20 protein-coding genes and 1 tRNA gene are annotated in these 19,694 nt (G+C 67.0%); 12 read left to right on the top strand and 9 right to left on the bottom strand.

Annotated features, from left to right (window positions below; all coding sequences use genetic code 11):
• Positions 1–16: 16 nt before the first annotated feature.
• The 5 genes from Q4I23_RS05760 to Q4I23_RS05740 all read left to right on the top strand — a co-directional run bounded on the left by Q4I23_RS05760 (position 17) and on the right by Q4I23_RS05740 (position 6,936).
• Complete coding sequence (locus Q4I23_RS05760) at positions 17–451, top strand: DUF2934 domain-containing protein (protein WP_498525565.1); 435 nt, start codon at positions 17–19, stop codon at positions 449–451.
• Between the two features lie 166 nt (positions 452–617).
• Entirely contained in the window at positions 618–2,483 is a 1,866-nt protein-coding gene (gene ilvD, locus Q4I23_RS05755; RefSeq protein ID WP_454016147.1) for a dihydroxy-acid dehydratase, read from the top strand.
• Between the two features lie 367 nt (positions 2,484–2,850).
• Positions 2,851–4,758, top strand: a complete 1,908-nt coding sequence (locus Q4I23_RS05750; protein ID WP_498525564.1) for a P-loop NTPase family protein — start codon at positions 2,851–2,853, stop codon at positions 4,756–4,758.
• A gap of 166 nt (positions 4,759–4,924) precedes the next feature.
• The gene (locus Q4I23_RS05745; RefSeq protein ID WP_498525563.1) at positions 4,925–5,926 is read left to right on the top strand and encodes a sensor histidine kinase; all 1,002 of its coding nucleotides are present in this window, start codon (positions 4,925–4,927) and stop codon (positions 5,924–5,926) included.
• A gap of 47 nt (positions 5,927–5,973) precedes the next feature.
• Positions 5,974–6,936, top strand: a complete 963-nt coding sequence (locus tag Q4I23_RS05740; protein ID WP_498525562.1) for an acetyltransferase domain-containing protein — start codon at positions 5,974–5,976, stop codon at positions 6,934–6,936.
• Between the two features lie 28 nt (positions 6,937–6,964).
• Here Q4I23_RS05740 and Q4I23_RS05735 read toward each other — a convergent pair whose 3' ends face one another.
• The 6 genes from Q4I23_RS05735 to Q4I23_RS05710 form a co-directional block, all read right to left on the bottom strand.
• Positions 6,965–8,038, bottom strand: coding sequence for a YihY/virulence factor BrkB family protein (locus Q4I23_RS05735; protein ID WP_498525561.1), 1,074 nt, complete (start codon positions 8,036–8,038; stop codon positions 6,965–6,967).
• Entirely contained in the window at positions 7,983–8,807 is an 825-nt protein-coding gene (locus Q4I23_RS05730; RefSeq protein ID WP_454016141.1) for a ferritin family protein, read from the bottom strand. Before Q4I23_RS05730 ends, Q4I23_RS05735 begins: the two co-directional genes overlap by 56 nt.
• Positions 8,808–9,025: 218 nt before the next feature.
• Positions 9,026–9,101 (bottom strand) — tRNA-Lys (locus Q4I23_RS05725).
• Between the two features lie 149 nt (positions 9,102–9,250).
• Positions 9,251–9,799 (bottom strand): pantetheine-phosphate adenylyltransferase, encoded by a 549-nt coding sequence (coaD, locus tag Q4I23_RS05720; RefSeq protein ID WP_014197255.1) that lies wholly within the window; start codon positions 9,797–9,799, stop codon positions 9,251–9,253.
• A gap of 21 nt (positions 9,800–9,820) precedes the next feature.
• Positions 9,821–12,628 carry a DNA gyrase subunit A gene (gyrA, locus tag Q4I23_RS05715; protein WP_454017886.1) on the bottom strand — a complete coding sequence of 936 codons (2,808 nt, stop codon included), beginning with the start codon at positions 12,626–12,628 and terminating at the stop codon, positions 9,821–9,823.
• Between the two features lie 198 nt (positions 12,629–12,826).
• On the bottom strand, positions 12,827–14,263 hold the full coding sequence (locus Q4I23_RS05710; RefSeq protein WP_454017885.1) for an MATE family efflux transporter: 1,437 nt from the start codon (positions 14,261–14,263) through the stop codon (positions 12,827–12,829).
• Between the two features lie 137 nt (positions 14,264–14,400).
• Here Q4I23_RS05710 and Q4I23_RS05705 point away from each other — a divergent pair, with 137 nt between their 5' ends.
• From Q4I23_RS05705 to Q4I23_RS05680, 6 genes are all read left to right on the top strand, one after another.
• Positions 14,401–14,553, top strand: a complete 153-nt coding sequence (locus Q4I23_RS05705; RefSeq protein WP_014197259.1) for an entericidin A/B family lipoprotein — start codon at positions 14,401–14,403, stop codon at positions 14,551–14,553.
• 43 nt (positions 14,554–14,596) lie between these two features.
• Positions 14,597–14,785, top strand: coding sequence for a hypothetical protein (locus tag Q4I23_RS05700; protein ID WP_454017884.1), 189 nt, complete (start codon positions 14,597–14,599; stop codon positions 14,783–14,785).
• Between the two features lie 255 nt (positions 14,786–15,040).
• Positions 15,041–15,667, top strand: coding sequence for a calcium-binding protein (locus tag Q4I23_RS05695; RefSeq protein WP_454017883.1), 627 nt, complete (start codon positions 15,041–15,043; stop codon positions 15,665–15,667).
• 154 nt (positions 15,668–15,821) lie between these two features.
• Complete coding sequence (locus tag Q4I23_RS05690) at positions 15,822–16,274, top strand: hypothetical protein (RefSeq protein ID WP_498525560.1); 453 nt, start codon at positions 15,822–15,824, stop codon at positions 16,272–16,274.
• Positions 16,275–16,420: 146 nt separating this feature from the next.
• The gene (locus Q4I23_RS05685; protein WP_454017881.1) at positions 16,421–16,672 is read left to right on the top strand and encodes a hypothetical protein; all 252 of its coding nucleotides are present in this window, start codon (positions 16,421–16,423) and stop codon (positions 16,670–16,672) included.
• On the top strand, positions 16,669–17,016 hold the full coding sequence (locus Q4I23_RS05680; RefSeq protein WP_498525559.1) for a hypothetical protein: 348 nt from the start codon (positions 16,669–16,671) through the stop codon (positions 17,014–17,016). The genes Q4I23_RS05685 and Q4I23_RS05680 overlap by 4 nt, the downstream gene beginning before the upstream one ends.
• On the opposite strand, the gene Q4I23_RS05675 is transcribed toward Q4I23_RS05680, so the two are convergent.
• On the bottom strand, positions 16,976–17,281 hold the full coding sequence (locus Q4I23_RS05675) for a hypothetical protein (protein ID WP_498525558.1): 306 nt from the start codon (positions 17,279–17,281) through the stop codon (positions 16,976–16,978). The two genes, Q4I23_RS05680 and Q4I23_RS05675, sit on opposite strands and share 41 nt — an antisense overlap.
• Before the next feature lie 428 nt (positions 17,282–17,709).
• A complete protein-coding gene (locus tag Q4I23_RS05670) occupies positions 17,710–18,060 on the bottom strand; it encodes a helix-turn-helix transcriptional regulator (RefSeq protein ID WP_498525557.1) in 351 nt (116 codons plus the stop codon).
• A gap of 563 nt (positions 18,061–18,623) precedes the next feature.
• On the opposite strand from Q4I23_RS05670, the gene Q4I23_RS05665 reads away from it, so the two are divergent.
• The gene (locus Q4I23_RS05665; protein ID WP_498525556.1) at positions 18,624–19,130 is read left to right on the top strand and encodes an SRPBCC family protein; all 507 of its coding nucleotides are present in this window, start codon (positions 18,624–18,626) and stop codon (positions 19,128–19,130) included.
• 52 nt (positions 19,131–19,182) lie between these two features.
• Here the strand turns inward: Q4I23_RS05665 and Q4I23_RS05660 are convergent.
• Positions 19,183–19,694, bottom strand: a 512-nt coding sequence (locus Q4I23_RS05660; RefSeq protein ID WP_498525555.1) for a DUF8611 domain-containing protein, incomplete at its 5' end; no start/stop codon positions are given.

Genomic DNA, 19,694 nt, shown 5'->3' with positions numbered 1-19,694 from the left:
AGGAGGAGGCAACCCCATGAGCCGAAAGCCGGACCAGGATCGGGCCGAGCGTGTTCGCCGCCGCGCCCACGACATTTGGGAACGGGATGGCCGCCCCGATGGCCGGCATGACGAGCATTGGGCTCAGGCCGAAGCCGAGGTCGACGACGAGATCCGCGCGGAGCGGCAAAGCGAGGAGACGGAAAGCAGCGCGTCGGATGCCTCACCGAAACGGCGCTCCAAAACGGCCACCATGAAGCCAAGATCGGAAAAACCGAAAACGGCGCCCGAAGCCACTCCCAAGGCCACTCGGGGTGGCGGCACGCGGGCAGCGGCGGAGAATCTGTCGGCGGTGGCCGCCGGACGGACGGAGCAGACCGGCACCACAAAGACCGGCGGCCAGATCTCCCGAGGCGGGGCGGCCAGCGGAAAGCCGGGCAAGGCGGCGCGCCGGGACGCGTCGCGCGGCTGACGGGGCGGGGCGCTCCCCCTCCCCGTTCTCCGCAAAGCTCCTATGCCCCGCCTGCCGGAAAATGGGGCCCAAAAGGGAACGAGAGGTCTGGTTTCTGGCCTTCGGGATTGCTAGTGTTGCTGCCCCTGCGCATCCGCACGCAATGTTCGATCCTTGAGGTAGAGACATGCCGCATTATCGCTCCCGCACTTCCACGCACGGCCGCAACATGGCGGGCGCCCGCGGCCTGTGGCGCGCGACGGGCATGAAGGACGGCGATTTCGGCAAGCCGATCATCGCGATCGCCAACTCCTTCACCCAGTTCGTGCCGGGGCACGTTCACCTGAAGGATCTGGGTCAGCTCGTCGCCCGCGAGATCGAGAAGGCCGGCGGCGTCGCCAAGGAATTCAACACCATCGCCGTGGACGACGGCATCGCCATGGGCCACGACGGCATGCTCTACAGCTTGCCCTCGCGCGAGCTGATCGCCGACGCCGTCGAGTATATGGTGAACGCCCACTGCGCCGACGCGCTGGTCTGCATCTCCAACTGCGACAAGATCACCCCCGGCATGCTGATGGCCGCCATGCGGTTGAACATCCCGGCGGTCTTCGTGTCGGGCGGCCCAATGGAGGCCGGCAAGGTCAACTGGCGTGGCAAGACCAAGGCCGTGGATCTGATCGACGCCATGGTCGCCGCCGCCGACCCGACGGTGACCGACGAGGAGGCGGCGGTGATGGAGCGCGGCTCCTGCCCGACCTGCGGCTCCTGCTCCGGCATGTTCACCGCCAACTCGATGAACTGCCTGACCGAGGCGCTGGGCCTTTCCCTGCCCGGCAACGGCACCATCCTGGCGACCCACGCCGACCGCAAGGAGCTGTTCCTGGCCGCCGGCCGCATGGCGGTTGAGCTGTGCCGCCGCTGGTACCAGGAGGAGGATTCCACCGCCCTGCCCCGCGGCATCGCCACCTTCGAGGCGTTCGAGAACGCCATGACGCTCGACATCGCCATGGGCGGCTCCACCAACACGGTGCTGCACCTGCTGGCCGCCGCGCAGGAGGGTCAGGTGCCCTTCACCATGGCCGACATCGACCGGCTGTCGCGCCGTGTGCCCAACGTCTGCAAAGTCGCCCCGGCGGTGTCCGATGTTCACATTGAGGACGTGCACAAGGCCGGCGGCATCTTCGGCATCCTGGGCGAGCTTGACCGCGGCGGGCTGCTGAACCGCGACGTCGCGACCGTCCACGCCAAGACGCTGGGCGACGCGCTGGACCGCTGGGACGTCAAGCGCACCCAGGACGAGGGCGTCCACACCATGTTCAAGGCCGCCCCCGGCGGCATCCCGACGACCATCGCCTTCAGCCAGGAGAAGCGCTGGCCGGAACTGGACCTCGACCGCGACAAGGGCGTCATCCGCTCGGTCGACAGCGCCTTCAGCAAGGACGGCGGCCTCGCCGTGCTGTTCGGCAACATCGCCGAGAAGGGCTGCATCGTGAAGACCGCGGGCGTGGACGCCTCCAACCTCGTCTTCGCCGGCCCGGCCCGCGTCTTCGAAAGCCAGGACGCGGCGGTCGAGGCCATCCTGGGCGACACGGTCAAGGCTGGCGACGTGGTGGTCATCCGCTACGAAGGCCCGCGCGGCGGCCCCGGCATGCAGGAGATGCTCTACCCGACCAGCTACCTGAAGTCGAAGGGGCTGGGCAAGGCCTGCGCGCTGGTCACCGACGGCCGCTTCTCCGGCGGCACGTCGGGCCTGTCGATCGGCCACGCCTCGCCGGAAGCGGCGCAGGGCGGCGCCATCGGTCTTGTCCAGGACGGCGACCGGATCGAGATCGACATCCCCAACCGCAAGATCAACCTCGCCCTGTCCGCCGAGGAACTGCAGCGCCGCCGCGACGCCGAGAACGCCAAGGGCGCCGACGCCTGGAAGCCGGCCAACCGCAACCGCGTCGTCTCGCCTGCCCTGCGCGCCTATGCCGCCCTGACCACCAGCGCCGACCGCGGCGCGGTTCGCGACGTGTCGCAGGTCGAGGGCATCGCCATGAAGCGCTGACGCGGCACCGAGAGCGCAACCGAAGGAACCAGATCCTTCCGGTTAAGACTTTCGGCAAGGTTGTGAGTGCTCAAGGCAGCAACGAACGGCGCCCGGCAATCCGCGGCGCCGTTTCGCTTTCCGGACGCAATGGATCGCGGAGGGCCATGCGGCAGTATGTCTCCGATCACCCCGACCTATCACCAAAAGAAGTGCAGACCCTTCACTTCGAAATCTGCCATTGTCTTTCCGCATGCCCCGGCATGCGGAAACGGGATCTGTGCTCCCTGAAACCAACACTACGGGGAAACCGATGGCGCAGCCGCGGTCAGTCGCTCGGGATGAAGCCGGGGCGCCACCCGATGGTGCCGCGTTCCAGCGCGCACTGATGGACATCGCGGATGCGTTGCACCGTGCCGAGGAAGGCATCGGCTCCATCCTTTCCCTGACCGCGTCGAACGGGGACGCCAGCCGCCTGATCGCCGCGCTTGTCCACAGCCCCGTTTCAGCCGGTTTCAGCATTCTGCGCTGGCCGCAATCCCTGTTGCCGCCGCTGGGGGGACCGGACGATCTCGAAGCGGTGGCCATCAGCCTTTTGCCGTTGGCCGATGGTCTTCCGGACAAGGCCCGTCAGGACATCGCCCTGGCCGCCGAACGCGGCGGCGGCGAGTTGGCCGGAGAGGCGATGCGTGGCCTGTTGGGCCTTCCGTCGCTTCAACCGCTCTGGATGGGGCTGGACGGCGTACAGAAGGCTGAATTCCACGTGGAGGCGCTGGCCGCCGCCCTTCTGGACCTGTGCTACGAACGCCCCGTGCTGATCGTCGTGGAAAACGCCCAATGGACGCGTAGCCTGACCGGGGCGCTGCTCGATGCGCTCGGCAACACCGTTGAGGACGCACGGCTGTGCCTGCTGGTCATCCGCTCTCCCGCAGCGTGCGAGCGGCCCGCTGGTTGGATGCCGCCCGGCACCGCACGACGCATCGTCCTGCCGGAACCGGACGGAGGGCCGGCCGAGGCCGATGGCGCCGGTCGGGATGATCCGACGCCGCACGCCGTCCTGTTGGACGCGCTGCGCCGCGACCGGCGGCCGGAACGGATCGAGTGGATGGCCCACCACGCCCCGTTCGCCGGCAATTGGGCGCTGGCCTTCGCCTGCGCACGGCACGCCGGACGACGGGCTGAGGCGGACTGCCGCCCCGCCGACGCCGCCCGTCATTACCGGAATGCGCTTGCCGCGCTGGACCGGTTGCCCGAAACCCAACGGCACGCGCAACGCCGAATTGATCTGTGGACCGCTCTGGCCCGCACCCATCCGCCGTCGGACGGCGACGCGATCAAGGCGGCGGAGAAAGCCCGCATGCTCGCCGAAGACCTCGGCGACCGTTTGCGCGTTGCGCGCGCCCTGTCGCTCCTGGCCACGCTGCGCTGGGCCGGTGGTGATCTGCCGGGGGCTCGGCGGACCGGCATGCAGGCCCTACGGATTTGGCGGCGCGCTGAAAGCGCTGGGCAGCAGATGCAAACGCTCATCAAGCTTGGCCGCGGCTTGACCGAAGAGGGCCGTTTCCGCCACGCCGACACCATCCTGCGTGCCGCCGCCGCGTTGGCAGCGCGTGAGGAAACGTGCCGCCTCCACGGTCCGACCGCCTTGGCGCCGGTGTGCATCGCCGCGCACCAAGCGCGCTGCCGGGCGGAACTGGGCGAGCCGGAGGAGGCGCTACGGCTGGCCCATGCGGCGCTTGCCCAAGCGGAAAGCAGCGGCCACGCCGCGTCCCGCGCGCTGGCCTGTCTGCATCTCGGCTTGGCTGCCTTGACCGCGCAGCGCTACGCCGTCGCTGTGGAACCTCTGAAAAGGGCCGTTGTCATCACCGAAACGATCCGGCTGCACGCCTTCCAGCCGCTGGTCCTCGGTGCGTTGGGCTATGCCCTCGTCCGCACCGGAGCGCTCAACGATGGAGCGTCCCTCCTGCTGGGCGGCCGGGAGCACGCGCGGATGCTCGGCATTCGGCGCCACGAGCCGCAAATCCTGATCTGGATCGCCGAGGCCGCGCTGCTCTCCGGCCAGCCGGAAGACGCCGTCCGCAATGCCCGTGACGCCGCCGGGAAAGCCTCTGCCTCGAGACAATCGGGCGACGAGGCCTGGGCGCGACTCGCTCTGGCTCGTGGGTTGGCCGCGCAAGGGGATATCGCTGCGGCCTTGCAGTCCATCGACGCCGCTGCCCGCATCGCCACACAACGCTCGATGGCACCGTTGCTCACCCAATGCACTGATTTTCGCGGAACCGTGACTTCAGCGTGAAGACCCTGGGCCACAAGCCAAGCAAACCTCACGAAGATCGAACTTAATTCGCCAGGCACCCGTATAAAAGGCGGTGCGTTCGCATACAAATCTCCATATCGTAGACGCTCTCCCCTGCGGACGGCATCGTCCGTTCCCTTGCTTCCGAGACGGACGACCGCTGCATATGACTCTTGCCCAGCTCACCCGGTTGCGCGGGCACAAGGGGTTGGGTTTCACGTTCGCCCTGGCGACCTTCGCCGTGGCTCTGCTGGCGCGCCTTACACTGGACGACCGGCTGCCGGCGGGGTTTCCCTTCCTGACCTTCTTCCCGGCGGTCATCGTCACCACCTTCCTGGCCGGGCTGTGGCCGGGCATCATGACCGCGCTGCTGAGCGGACTGGCCTCCTGGTATTTCTTCCTCGGCCCCAGCCACTCGCTGGAACTGGCGCCCGGCAGCGCTCTGGCGCTTGGCTTCTTCGGGCTGGTCGTGGCGGTGGACATTGCGGTGATCCACATCATGACCGTGGCGCTGGAGCGGCTGGCAGAGGAGCGCAACCGCAGCGCCCGCCTGACGCAGCAAACCCAGGTGATGTTCAGCGAGCTTCAGCACCGCGTGTCCAACAACCTTCAGCTCGCCTCCTCGCTGATCGCCATCCAGAAGTCCAAGGTCAGGGACCCGGAAGCCCGCCGTGCGCTGGAGGAGGCCGCCGGGCGGCTGTCCACATTGGGCCGTTTGCACCGCCGGCTCCACGCCCCCCATGACGGCCCGATGGATATGGAGCCGTTCCTGCGCGAACTGTGTCAGGACATCCTGAAGACCTCCGGGGCGGAGCGGATCGACTGCACGGTCAGCGCCGCCAGGTCCGACCTGCCGCCGGACACCCTGATTCCGCTGGCCCTGATCCTCGCCGAACTGGTCAGCAACGCCTTGGAGCACGGTTTCCCCGATGGCGAGGCCGGGCGGATCGTCGTTGATCTGCGCGCCGATGACGGAGATCTGGTGCTGACGGTGCGCGACGACGGTGCGGGCCTTCCCGATGGTTTCACCCTGGCGCGCCCCTCCAGTCTCGGCCTGAAGATCGTCAGTTCGCTGGCCGCTCAGATCGGCGGAAGCTTCAGCATGACCGGATCGCGCGGACAGGGCACCACCGCCCGGCTGGTGCTTTCCCAGACCATGGCCTCCTGACGGGCGGCGGTGGACAGGGACGTGCCATTCCGGCAAAAGTCGCGCCCATGCCCATCCTCCCCACCTCATCCGCATCGACAGCTTCGGCGACCACGGCGGCGCGGCGTGTTGGCGTCATCGACACGGCGCGCGGTGTGGCCCTGCTCGCCATGGCGCTCTATCACGGCTCCTGGGACCTGACCTATCTCGGGCTGGCTGATTTCGACCTGTTCGGCGATCCACTGTGGCTGGCCGCGCGCACCGGCATCCTCGGCAGCTTCCTGATCCTGTCGGGTCTCAGCCTCGTCCTGGCGGCGGAGGGCGGCATCGACCGGCGCCGCTTCCTGCGGCGCCTCGCCCTGCTGGTGCTGGCCGCGGGCGGCGTGTCGGCTGTGTCGACGGTCATGTTTCCGGACAGCCCGATCGTTTTTGGCGTGCTGCACCATATGGCGGTGGCGAGCCTGATCGGCCTCGCACTGCTGCGCCTTCCCTGGCTGGTGCTTCTGATGCTCGGCGTGGCGGTGATCGCGTTGGGCGAGACGGTCGCCCTGCCGCTGTTCGACGAGCCCTGGCTGCGCTGGATCGGGCTGATGACCTTCGAGCCGGAATCAAACGACTATGTGCCGTTGTTCCCCTGGTTCGGCGGCTTTCTGTCCGGGATGGCGCTGGGGCGGCTGTGGCGTCCAGCCCTGGCGAAACCCCCGGGTGGAGCGGTCGGGCGCGGGTTCGCCTGGGCCGGTCAACACAGCTTGGCGGTCTATCTGCTCCACCAGCCCGTGTTGTTCGGCCTGTTGTCCTTGCTGGCGATGGGAATTGGCGCCGACCCGGCGGATGTCCGCAGCTTCCAGACCTCCTGCGTGGCGACCTGCACCAGCAGCGGCGGGGAGGCGGCGCACTGCACCACCACCTGCCGCTGCGTGGCCGACGATCTGAACCGGGCCGGCCTATGGTCCGACTTCGTCCATGACCGGCTGAGCGCGGACGGCGCCCGCAAGGTCGACGGCGTCATTCAGAGCTGCGGCAGCCGCTGACCAGGAAAGCGCCGCGCGGGAAAAAGCGCTATGCCCGGCGCTTCCCCACCGTGTCGGCGACATAGGCGTCCCGATGGCCCATCGGCTTCGGACCGCGCCCATCCTCTTCCGTGGTGTCGCGGGCGGTCTGATGCTCGATCTCCGCGTTCAGCTCCGCCCCCATGAGGATCACGTAGGAGGTCAGGTTGAACCACAGCAGAAGCACCACGCCCGCCCCGACCGATCCGTAGGTCTGGTTGTAGCTGCCGAAGTTCGAGACGTAGACGGAAAAGCCCACCGAGGCGATGATCCACAACGCCGTGGCGATGGACGATCCCCAGGTGACCCAGCGCCATTTCGGCTGCCGCCGGTCCGGGCCGTAGCGGTAGAGCACGGCGAGCGCCAGGACGATCGCCACCGCCAGGATGGGCCAGCGCGCGAGGCTGGCGGCCCAGCCGATGGGAGTGTCCCGCAGGCCGAGAAAGTTGATGGCCGCTGGAACCGCCACGATCAGCGCCAGGGTCATGATCACAAAGACCAGCCCAGCCAGCGTCAGCACCAGAGATAGGAAGGCGAGCCGGAGGAAGCCGCGCCGCTCCTCCTCCCCGTAGGCAATGTTCAGCGCGGTGATCAGCGAGTTGGTGCCTCGTGACGCACTCCACAGTGTCAGGGCAAGGCCGAACAGAACACCGAAGCCCAGACCTTCCCGCGGTGCCGACGCCACGTTGCGCGCCTGATCGCGCAGCACGTCCAGCGCCTCCGGCGGCAGCAGACCGGCCAGTTGATTGACCTGCTGTTCCACCCCCGCCGGGTCGAAGACAAGGCCGTACAGCGAGACCAGCGCGGCGATGGCCGGGAAGATGGCGAACAGGGCGTAGTAGGCCACCCCTGCGGCCACGATGGAGATGTTGTCCTTTCCCTGCTCCTCCCAGGTGCGCCAGAGAATGTCCTTCCAGCCCGCCTTGGGAATGTCGGAGGGCCGGACCGCCGACCGCCCCCGCCCTCCCATCGCGACGCGCGGATACTGGTTGCGGTGGCGACGGCTCAGCCCCAGCATGCCCCCTCCCTCACGCGACCGCTTCGCGCAGAGCGCCGACACGGTGACGCACCGTCTCGATTTCATGGAAATGGGCGCCGACGATCACCGTCAGCTCCTCGGGAAGGTCATCGTGCAGGCTGTTGCGGAACAGCCCCAGCGTTCCCTCCACACCGCTTTCCAACCCACGGAGCAGCCCGCCGCGCGTCCGTGCGCCACCCAGTTCCGTGTCCAGGTCACGCCAGACCGCGTGAACGGGAATCCGCAGATCCCGTCCACCGCCGCGGCGCACCAGTTCCGCTTCCAGGGCGGCGGCGCTGCGATCGAACTGACTGGCGACCTGGGTCAGCCGCGCCCTCAAGTCAGGGTCGTCCAGCACCATGTCGGCTTGGCGGAACCCGGTGGCCCCCTGGCGGCACGCGGCGACCAGAACGCTCAGCACATCTTGGATCGTCCCATCGGCGACCCGTCCCGAAGCGTGACCCGAAACGGTCGGCTCGACCTCCGGCGTGCGCGAAACGGTCCAGGCGAACCACAGGGCGCCCGCCGCCATCACGGCCAGCGGCCAGGGGTTGGAACGGATGGCACGGGCCATGCGCGACGGGTTGCCCTCCACCACGTCCCGCACCACCTCGATGACACCCCCCGACATCTGGCCGGGCGACAGGCGGAACTCGATCTCGTCGAGAACCGCGTCCATACGTCCACGGATGGCGTGGATGTCCTGCTCGATCTCATCCGTCCCGCGCCGGCCCTGCGGCGCTGCCGGGGCGTCGGATGTGGGTGTTGTGTTTGCTGTGTTGCCCGCCGCGACGCCGCCCATGGTGTCGGCATACGGATCGGTGGCTCGGTTCATGCCGGCGACTCCCCCTCTTGACGCTGCCGCCAAGCAACACCGGAAATTGGCCGAAGGTTCCGGCTTGCGGCCGGGGTGACACGAGGGATCGGCTATTCAGTCTTTTTAAACAGGCCGCGACCGGGAGCAGTACCCCGTCCTTAGCAAACCGCCACGAATCAGCTTGCCGAAGGGGTCTGAACGGATGGCCGGTCAGATGGTTAAACCATTGAGGGGAATGGTGATCCGGGTGGGATTCGAACCCACGGCCACATGATTAAAAGTCACGTGCTCTACCGACTGAGCTACCGGATCACAAAAGCATGCGGCCTGTTGCCGATGCGGGGCGCAACATAGGGGGCGGTGACGCCCCGGTCAACAGCGGGGTTGGACGGAGCGCACAAAAATTTCGCTCTCCGCCGCAGCCCCGGCGCCGTCACTGTTTGGCCGTCACTGTTTGGCCGTCACTGTTTGAGAGTCTGGATCTGCTTGCTGGCGTCGCCGTTGCCGGCCTCCAGGGCGAAACGTTCGGCCAGATGGTCGGCCACACGCCCGCTGACGAAGCCGCGGATATCGCCGCCCAGGCGACCGATCTCCTTGACGAAGCGGGAGGAAATGAACTGGCTCTTTTCCGAGGCCATCAGGAACATGGTCTCGATCTTCGGGTTCAGGCGGGCGTTCATGCCCGCCATCTGGAACTCGTACTCGAAATCCGAAACCGCCCGCAGGCCGCGGATGATCACGGTGGCGTTCACCTCCACCGCAAAATGCATCAGCAGCGTGTCGAAAGCCCGTACCTCGATGCTGGCCCCGGCGTTGTTCAGGGCGGTCACGTCCTCCCGCACCATCGCCACCCGCTCGTCCGTCGAGAAGAGCGGGCCTTTGCCGGCGTTGCGGGCGACGCCGACGATCAGATGATCGACGAGGCGTGACGCCCGCTGGATGATGTCCATATGACCGTTGGTGATCGGGTCGAAGGTGCCGGGATAGACACCGATGCGGCGCTTGGCCATGGGAGTACCTTCCGCCTCTTTTTATTCGATCGTATCACCGGGCGTATCGCCGGGAGCGGCCTCGTTCCCAGCCGCATCGTCCACGGAGGCCGTCCCGCCGCCGTTTGGATCGCCGCCGTTGCCATTGGTCCCGTTCCCGTTGCTGTCCTCGTCCTCCGCAATGGACGCGACGGACACCACGCGCTCGTCCGCACCGACGCGGAACAGCGTAACGCCCAGCGTCTTGCGCCCCGCGACTCGCACGTCGTGGATCGGCATGCGGATGACCTGACCGCCGTTGGTGACCATCATCACCTGATGCGAGTCCTCCACCGGGAAGGCAGCGACGATGGAGCCATTGCGCTCGCCCATCTCCATGTTCCAGATGCCCTGGCCGCCGCGGCCGGTCACCCGGTACTCGTAGGAGGAGGTCCGCTTGCCGTAGCCGCGCTCGGTCACGGTCAGCACATACTGCTCCAGGCTCTTCAGCTCCTCATAGCGCTCCGGGCTGAGCGTCACGGCTTCGGTCGGCACCTCGTCGGCCTCCGGCGCCGCCTCGCCCTCCATGTCGAGGCCTTCCTCGCGCTTGCGCTTCAGGAAGGCGGCGCGCTCCTCGGGCGAGGATTCGACGTGGTGAAGCGTGGTCATCGAGATGACCTCGTCGCCATCGGCCAGACGGATGCCGCGCACGCCGGTCGAGGTGCGGCCGGCGAAGACACGCACGTCGGCGACCTCGAAGCGGATGCACTTGCCGCCGCCGGTGGCCAGCAGGACGTCATCGGCCTCGGAGCAGGTACGGACGGCGATCAGACGCTCGCCCTCCTCCTCCAGCTTCATGGCGATCAGGCCGTTGGAGCGGATGTTGGCGAAGTCCGACAGGCGGTTGCGCCGCACGTTGCCCTTCGACGTGGCGAAGACGACGTGCAGGTCCGCCCACACGGCCTCGTCCTCGGGCAGCGGCAGGACCGTGGTGATGGTCTCGCCATCGATCAGCGGCAGCAGGTTGACGAAGGCCTTGCCGCGCGCCTGCGGGTTGCCCAGCGGCAGGCGGTAGACCTTCAGCTTGTAGACCATGCCGCGCGACGAGAAGAGCAGCAGCGGCGTGTGGGTGTTGGCGACGAACAGGTCACTGACCGCGTCCTCCGCCTTCATCGACATGCCCGACCGCCCCTTGCCGCCGCGCTTCTGCGCGCGGTAGGTGGACAGCGGCACGCGCTTCACGTAGCCGGACTGGCTGACCGTGACGACCATATCCTCGCGCTGGATCAGATCCTCGATGTCGGCCTCGAACTCCAGCTCCTGGATCTCGGTGCGGCGCGGGGTGCCGAACCGCTCCTTCATCTCCACCAGCTCGTCGCGGAGGATGCCCAGCAGCTTCGCGCGGTTGGCCAGAGTCTCCAGATAGTCGGCGATCTGGTCGGTCACGTCCGTCAGCTCAGCGCCGATCCGGTCGCGCTCCAGCCCGGTCAGGCGGTGCAGGCGCAGGTCGAGGATGGCGCGGGCCTGCTCCTCCGACAGCCGGTAGGTGCCGGCCTCCGACACGCCGCGGCCCGGCTCGTCGATCAGCGCGATCAGCGGGGCGACGTCCATGGCCGGCCACTCGCGCTCCATCATCTGCTCGCGCGCCCAGACGGGGTCCGGGGCGCTGCGGATCAGCGCGATCATGGCGTCCAGATTGGCGACGGCGACGGCCAGACCGACCAAGGTGTGGGCGCGTTCGCGCGCCTTGCCCAGCAGGAACTCGGTGCGCCGGGTGATGACCTGCTCGCGGAAGCGGACGAAGGCGACGATGATCTGCCGCAGGTTCATCAGCTCCGGCCGGCCGCCGTTCAGCGCCAGCATGTTGACGCCGAAGGACGTCTGCAGCTGGGTGTGGCGGAACAACTGGGCCAGCACCACGTCGGCCATGGCGTCGCGCTTCAGCTCGATCACCACGCGCACGCCGTCGCGGTCCGATTCGTCGCGCAGGTCGGAGATGCCCTCGATCGTCTTGTCGTTGACGACCTCGCCGATGCGCTCCATCAGCTTGGACTTGTTGACCTGGTACGGGATCTCCGTCGCCACGATGGCGAAGCGGTCCTTGCGGATCTCCTCGATCTCGGTCTTGGCGCGGATGATGACGGAGCCGCGCCCGGTCATCAGGGCCGAGCGGACGCCCGACCGGCCGAGGATCATGCCGCCCGTCGGGAAGTCCGGGCCCGGCACGAACTCCATCAGCTCTTCGTCGGTGACGTCGTTGTTGTCGATGTAGGCGCAGCAGGCATCCACCACCTCACTCAGATTGTGGGTGGGGATGTTGGTCGCCATGCCGACGGCGATGCCGCCAGCGCCGTTGACCAGCAGGTTCGGGAAACGCGCCGGGACGACCGAGGGCTCCTTGCCCGAATCGTCGTAATTGGCCTGGAAATCGACGGTGTCCTTGTCGATGTCGTCGAGCAGCGCCTCCGCCGCCTTGGCCAGCCGCGCCTCGGTGTAGCGCATGGCCGCCGCCGGGTCGCCGTCCATCGAACCGAAGTTGCCCTGCCCGTCGATCAGCGGCAGGCGCATGGAGAAGCCCTGCGCCATGCGGACCATGGCGTCGTAGATCGCGCTGTCGCCGTGCGGGTGGTATTTACCCATCACGTCGCCGACGATGCGCGCCGACTTCTTGTAGGGCTTGGTCGAATCGTATCCGCCCTCCTTCATCGCGTAGAGGATGCGGCGGTGCACCGGCTTCAGCCCGTCGCGGACGTCGGGCAGAGCGCGGCTCACGATCACGCTCATCGCGTAATCGAGATAGGACCGGCGCATCTCGTCTTCGATGGTGACCGGCGCGATGTCGGAAGCGGGAGGAAGGGGCGTCGTGCTCAAGGAGACAAACTCATTCTACGGGCTGCGGCGATGCTCGGTGTTCAACGCTTGCTGTTCAACGCTCAAGGTCAACACTTAAGGTTCAACGGGGCACGTCCGCACGGCCCTTCGGGCCGCTGCATGTAATATAAGATTCCTATCAGCTTTCGCATGTGCACACAACGCTCCGGCAGTCCCACGATTCCTGGCCTTTGCAAGTCAATGACCTCCGGCCTTTGCAGGACGAGGGCGGCTCAACAGCGCGAAGCGCAGCGAAAGGATGGTCACGGATACCACACTGGCGATCAAAATTCCCTCAAAAAGACCACGCGCGCCGCGGTCCAACCCGAAGGCGAGCAAGGCCGACACCGGAATCATCACCACCGCGTAGGAGATGAAGTGCAGCGCGGTGGGAACCCAGGCGTCGCCGCGCCCGCGCAGCGCGTTCGCCATGACCACCTGCCCGCCGTCCGCCACAAGGACCCAGGCGGTGAAGGCGATCAGCGGCGCCACCGCACCGATCAGTTGGGGGTCTGCGCTGTAGATCGCCGCCAGCGGCTCCGGCATCCAGCGGTAGAGCACCCCGACTCCGGCCAGGATCAGGCTGGTCACCGCCAGCCCCGTCCAGCCGGCCAACGCCATGTCCAGCGGGTCGCGCCGGCCATAGGCCACCCCCACCCGCACCGCCGTGGCCGAGGCCAGCCCGACCGCCGCCATGAAAGGCAGCGCCGTCAGGTTCAGACCGACCGTGTAGGCGCCGAGAGCCAGCGGTGAAATCATCCCGGCGAACAGGCCCAGCGTGGCGAAGGCGCCGCTTTCCACGCCCAGGCTGACCCCGGCGGCGTAACCGAGATGGCGCTGCTTGCGGCTGCCGGTCCACCAGTCGCGGACCGGGTCGCGCACCGCCCAGCGGGCGTGGTCGGTCATGTGCCAGGCGTAGAAGACGAGGCCGAGCCCCATCCCCCAGCGCACCGCCGTGGTCGCCCAGGCCGAGCCGACCGCCCCCAGCGCCGGGAATCCGCCATGCCCCCAGACCAGCATCCAGGCGAGCAGAGCGTTCAGGAGATTGCCGAGGATCATCGCCACCATGCCCGGTATGGGCCTCTTCAGCCCCTCCAGGAAGAAGCCGGTCGCGACGTACAGCATCATGCCCGGCATGCCGTAGCCGAGCACCGCCATCACCTGCCCGCCGCCCGCCGCCAGATCCGTGGACTGGCCGGTCAGGCGGAAGAAGGGCTCCCCGGCCAGCGAGGCCAGGGCGAAGAGAATGCCGAGCAGCAGCGCGTAGGGAATCGCCCGGCGCCAGATGCGCCCGCATTCGGCGTCCTGGCCGGCGCCAAGGGCATGGGCGGTCACCGCCACCACGCCCATCATCAGCCCCACGCCAGTGGTGACCAGCAGGTTGGCCGGCAGGTGGGCCAGCCCGTAATAGGCCAGTTCCTGCGCGCTGTAGCGGCCGACGATGGCCGTGTCCACCGCCATCATGACGACCAGCCCAGCGCGCGAAACGATGACCGGGGCGGCCAGCCGCAGCAATTCGCCGGCATGGGTGCGCAGACGGTCGGCCAGGAGAGGGGCGGGAATCGCGTGGTCAGGCATGATCAGGGTGTCGGTCGCTTGTGTACGGTTGTCACCGCCGGTGGCGGAACCGGCCATCTTGACCTTGCGGCGTACCACGTCAAGTGGCGGCTTATTGTCCTTCCGCTCTGTTGCAAATCCGCCGAATGGGCCGGAACCAACGCCCGCGGCGGCGCGTTGACGAAGCAACAGCATCCACTGAGGAGTTCGGGATCATGAGCCGCTCCATGCCGTTCCCCGTCCGCCAGATCGCCCTCGCCAGCTTCGTCCTGACCTTTGCGGCGCTGCTCGTCGGCTGCAACACGATCGAAGGGGCCGGGCAGGACGTCCAGGCCGGCGGTCGGGCTGTCGAACGCGCCGCCGAGTGACGCGCGTCCCACCACGCTTTTCAACCACGAGAGAGACGCCCGCATGAGCGATCCCATGACGCCCGAGCGCCCTGCCGAGGTGCCGCCGCCGAGCAACCCGAACACCCCGCAGCCGGACCGTCCGACCACGCCGGACCCCTACCCGGTGCCTGAGAATCCCGACACCCCACCGGAGATGCCGCCGCCAGCGGACCAGCCGGTTCCCGGCATGCCGACGCCGACCCAGGCGTAAGGCGCCGGACGCGGCGTTCATTCGCAAGAGGCAGTTTCAAGAAAGGCCGGTGCCGCGAGGCGCCGGCCTTTTCCTTGTCCGGTTGTCGGTGTTTGGAAATCGAAGATTCGAATCTGGAAACAACACCGAAACACAAGGGCAACAAGACCCAAGGGACCGTGGCAAAAATTGGCGCCGCTGCGTTAATTGTTTTTTTACCTTTCTCTCGCCTCACCTTGATGTTAACGATTTGTTAATCATTGAGGAGAGGCAACCATGGCCAGGTTTTCGGGAACCAACGCCGCCGAACGCTATCTCGGCACCGACTCCGCCGACACGGTCTATGGCAGTGGAGGGAATGACTCGCTCTCTGGGGGACTCGGCAGCGATTTTCTGGATGGTGGGCTTGGGAATGACTGGCTGGGCGATCCCTACGCCGGCGATCCGGGCAACGACCGCATGTACGGGCGCCAGGGCGACGACCAGCTGTTCGGCGGGGCCGGCAATGACTGGCTGGACGGCGGGTCAGGCAACGATACGGTGAAGGGCGGGCGCGGCGACGACACGCTGGTCGGCGGAACCGGCGACGATTGGCTGATCGACACGCTGCGCGACGACGGGTCCGACATCTTCCTGCCCGGCGCCGGCAACGACCATATGGTGAGCTACCGCGACGACGCGACGGACATCTTCCGCTTCGACGTGGCGCCGGGCGGCTTCGGCACCGACGACGTCAGCTATTTCGAAGCGGGGATCGACCGCATCGAGTTCCGCGGCTTCTCCGCCGCCGACCTGACCGTCTCCACCACCGCCACCAGCACGGCCTTCGGGTTCCGGGACGGCTCGTCGCTGACCGTGGATACCGTCGGGCTGGTGTCCGGTCGCGACTATGTCTTCACCTGACTGCTCCCTCATCTAAAGGAAGTACCGCGGGTATGGGGGCCTGATGGCGCAAGGGGCGTGGCCGCGGCTGGCCGCGCCCTTTTCCGCTCCGGCCCGCGACCCCTCCGCTCCGCTGCCGCGTTATAGCCTTGCCCACGCGACGGAGGAGCCCCGCATGAACCATCGACGCCTCACCCCCCGCCCCGCCACCCGGCTGCTCGCCCTCTGCGCCCTGGCGGCGCTCGGCGCCTGCGCGGAGACCGGCGCCACGCAACGGCCCATGGCGCAGATGTCGCCCCTGGAACTGGTCGGGCTGACGGTGCAGTCCATTCCTGAGAACCGCATCCTGGGTGCGGTGGAGGATGTCGTCCTCACCCCGGCGCGCGAGCCGGTGCAGCTCGTGGTGGCGAGCGGCGCGCCGGTCCATCCGGTGAAACGCCACGCGACGCTGGACTCCGGGCAACTGCGCTATTCGGAGGAGCGGCAGGCGCTCGTCCTGACCGGTATGAGCGCGGACCAGTTCGACGCCCTGTTCGCCACTCCCGCCGCGATGGCCCCGGCCCTTGCCCCAATGCCCGGCAATCCGGCGGACGCCACCAACTGGAACCGCGCCACCGCCCCGCGCTGATCCCTCCTTCGGCCAGACCATGCGAAGAGCCCACCATGACGGGGCCGCAAGGTCTGGCCGGCGGGCATCCTTTGGTCTTTCGAATGTTATGATATAACGTTACATTCTCTCGGAGCTGTTTGGCGACGCGTGGCAACGAGGGGATGATGATCAAGCATGCGGATGCGCCGGACGGTCTGGCGGGCTTCGAGGCGGCGCTGGACTTGGTGCGCTCGCTGTGGGCCGAAGGACGGCACGAGGGCGTGCCGGACCGCTTGGTCGCCTGGGCGATGATGGTCGAATCGGTGGACCGGCTCGCCGCTCTGCATGGTCCGGCCGCAACAGCGGCTCTGCTCGACCGGTTGGGCCGGGCCGTTCTGGAGACCCCTCCAGGCGTCAGTCCGGGATCGCTTCAATGAGCGGGGTGACCAACAACCGCTTCTACGGCGCGCGCTCCTGGCGGGAGGCGAAGCCGGTGGTCCTGCATCCACGCTTCTTCGACGGGTTCCGGGACTTCCTCGACGGGCGCCCGTTCGATTACCGCGGGTTGGACGGCTGGCCGTTGCTCGACCAGCACCGTTATGAGAACGGCCGGGAACTGGCGGCGGAATGCCGCGCCAAAGGGATCGTCGTGCGCTGGGGCGACCGCACGCGCATCCCGCGCGGGCTGAAGGAACTGGTTGCCGGGCGCGCTAGGCGTCGCGAAGAGCCCCGAAGGCCCCTCAGAAGCGCAGACCGGCCGCGGGATTGTCGATCTGGTTGAGCGGGCAGCGGCAGGTCGGGCAGGAAATCTGGGAAAGCAGCGTGTTGCGCTGCTCCTCCGTCAGCGAGACGCCGGCAGCCTGAACCGCCTCGTCGATCATCCGGCGATGATAGGCGGTAGCGCCGCAGCCCTCGTCCAGCACACCCTTCAGATCGTTGTTCGGAATCACGCGGAACGCCGCGGCGGGACCGGACAGGGTCGTGGCACCACCACCAACCACGACGGCGGCAAGGGCACGCAGGAAATGACGGCGCTGGGAGGCCATGGCTGCTCCTGGATCACGACGGACGCTCGCCGTGGAATCTCGGTTGGCGGGCATCCTCCGTCAAGCCCGGCCTGCGCAGGTTACACGAAGACAAGCCAGCGGCCGGTAACGGACGGGAGGGGTAAAGCCCCCTCCCTCACGATCATCCGGGTGCTCAGAATGGTTATACATACCCGATTATTATAAATTTTTTATAAGAACTTGAATTTCAATGATGGCTTGGCGCCCCTACCCACAGCGTGATCGGATTCGTAAAGTTTAATGCCAATCCGGCATGAAAATGTTTACATTAGAAGCTCGCGGCGAGTCGGATCTTTGATTCGACTCGCCGCGAGCGTAAGGGGAGCACAAGGGGACACCCTCGTTTTGCTGCAAGCAAAGCAAACCCTAGAGCCGTCAGGAGGGATGGACTCCTGCCTTCCTAAGGTTCATCCGGGACTAGGCGCAACCGCCTCATTTTTCAAAGGTAATCGGGGGGTCCGCCGGGTCGCTCTTTTTTGTCCTGACATGCGCTTCCTGTTTGCAACCACCGCGTCAAGAATGTCCGCCGCCAAGCGGCGATCAGCGTCATCGAGCAGTGGCAATGCGTCCAGGAACCTCTTCTTCTGAAGATCGGCTTCCTGCGTGAGCGGCACCTCGAAAAAGCGCGCGACGGGCACATCCAGTTCACGAGCAAACGTGATCAAAGTGTCCACCGAAGGGCGGGAATGCCGGTTTTCTATGTTGGAAACAGCTTGCATCGATAGACCCGCACGAGAGGCGAGTTCCTTTTGGGACACTCAGGTTACGAAGATGCGCCTGCATCTGGTTGGCCAAGCTGATCTGGTGATGAACTCGTCCAAGTTGGTGGACCCGCTCGAACCGATTGTTCAACAGTTGCGTCTTCTCACCTCGAAGAGAAAGAAGACATTGGCGGACCATGAACGTATTACCGAGGTCGAATGGCATGGGGCGCTCTGGGCGTCCGAAGGGCGACCCTGCCTTTTGGCGGACGCGGTCGAGTCGTGCTTCGTGGCTGCCACTCGGAAGCTGCGACTGGGCGAAGTGGCAAAATCCGCTTTGGTGTGCCTCCGGCATTCGCCATTGGTCTACGACGGACCAGTGGACGCGGCGGCCCTTTGGAGCGACCCGCGTTTCCGACTCCGGAAGGCCATGACGGTCAACGGCAGGCGCGTTATGAGGACGCGCCCAAGGTTTCCTCATTGGGTTGCCGAGGTGACCGTCCTGAGCGGCTCTGGCGGGACACGCGCCACGGCGGCTTGTTGAAGAGGCAGGGGCCCCCGAGGGTGTCCTTGCCGGACCATTTCGTCCCCGAGAACGACGGCTTCCGCAGTAGGCGGATATGGCTTACCCGTTCCACGAATCCGCAACCGTCGAGGCGGCCATGGCGCCAGAGCAGCTTTTCGAACGCCTGGACGATCACACGCGGCTCGCCGCGCACATGGAAAAGCCTTCCATGATGACGCTGGGCGGGCGCATGACCTACGCCTTCGACGAGGACAAGGGGCGTGCTGTCGGATCGGTCATCCGCATGAGCGGCCGTTTCCTCGACATCTCCCTGGGCGTCGACGAGGTTGTTACCGAACGCGATCCGCCTCGGCGCAAGGTGTGGGAGACCATGGGGCGCCCCCGGCTTCTGGTCATCGGTCCGTACCGCATGGGCTTCGAGATTGAACCCAAGGGGGACGGTTCGGCGCTGCGCGTGTTCATCGACTTCGCTCGCCCCGCATCGCCGGACGGGCGCATCCTTGGCGTCCTGTTCGCCAGGACCTACGCCCGCTGGTGCGTGAGGCGCATGGCGGCCGATGCGGCGGACCTTGGTCGGATCAACCGGCCAACCAATCTGTGAGAGGTCGAGGAACAGCGGTTGGACGGTCGACGCGACTGGTCCGGACCCGACCCTACGCCGCGCGCACTTCGGGCACCGGTTTGGCTGTTTTCTCCTTGTGCGCGGCCCAAATCGCGTCGATCCCGCACCATTGCCGGACCGCGTTGGCCTTCGGCGGCGTCAGCCCGCTCTTCGCCGCCAAGTCCGTGGCGCTCATGTGGAATCGCTTGCGAAGGTCGACCTCGCGGACGGCCCCGGCCTCTGCCGGATCGTCGCTCGCGATCAACCTCACCAGCGCTCCGACCTTCTTCTCGATTTTGATCTTGACGGTCGGCCCGGCGCCGGTCGCGGTTGCCCTCAGGGCCATGAGGCGGGGGAAGACGTCGGCAACGGACTTTCCGCCCTTGATCGCCTTCACCACACGCTCGATGTCCCGTTCGGAGATCTCGACGTCGTCAGCGACATGGGACTCCATCGCAAGCATGGCCCTGACGCGCCCCCGCGCTTCATCCTGGGCGCGGCGCCCGGGGGCCAGGAGTTCCGCGACCAGCTTATACTCGCGGTCGATCAGGAAGTCGTAGTCCC

The sequence above is a fragment of the Azospirillum sp. UFLA03-27 genome, assembly GCF_059803775.1.
This window is presented reverse-complemented; position numbering and strand designations above follow the sequence as displayed.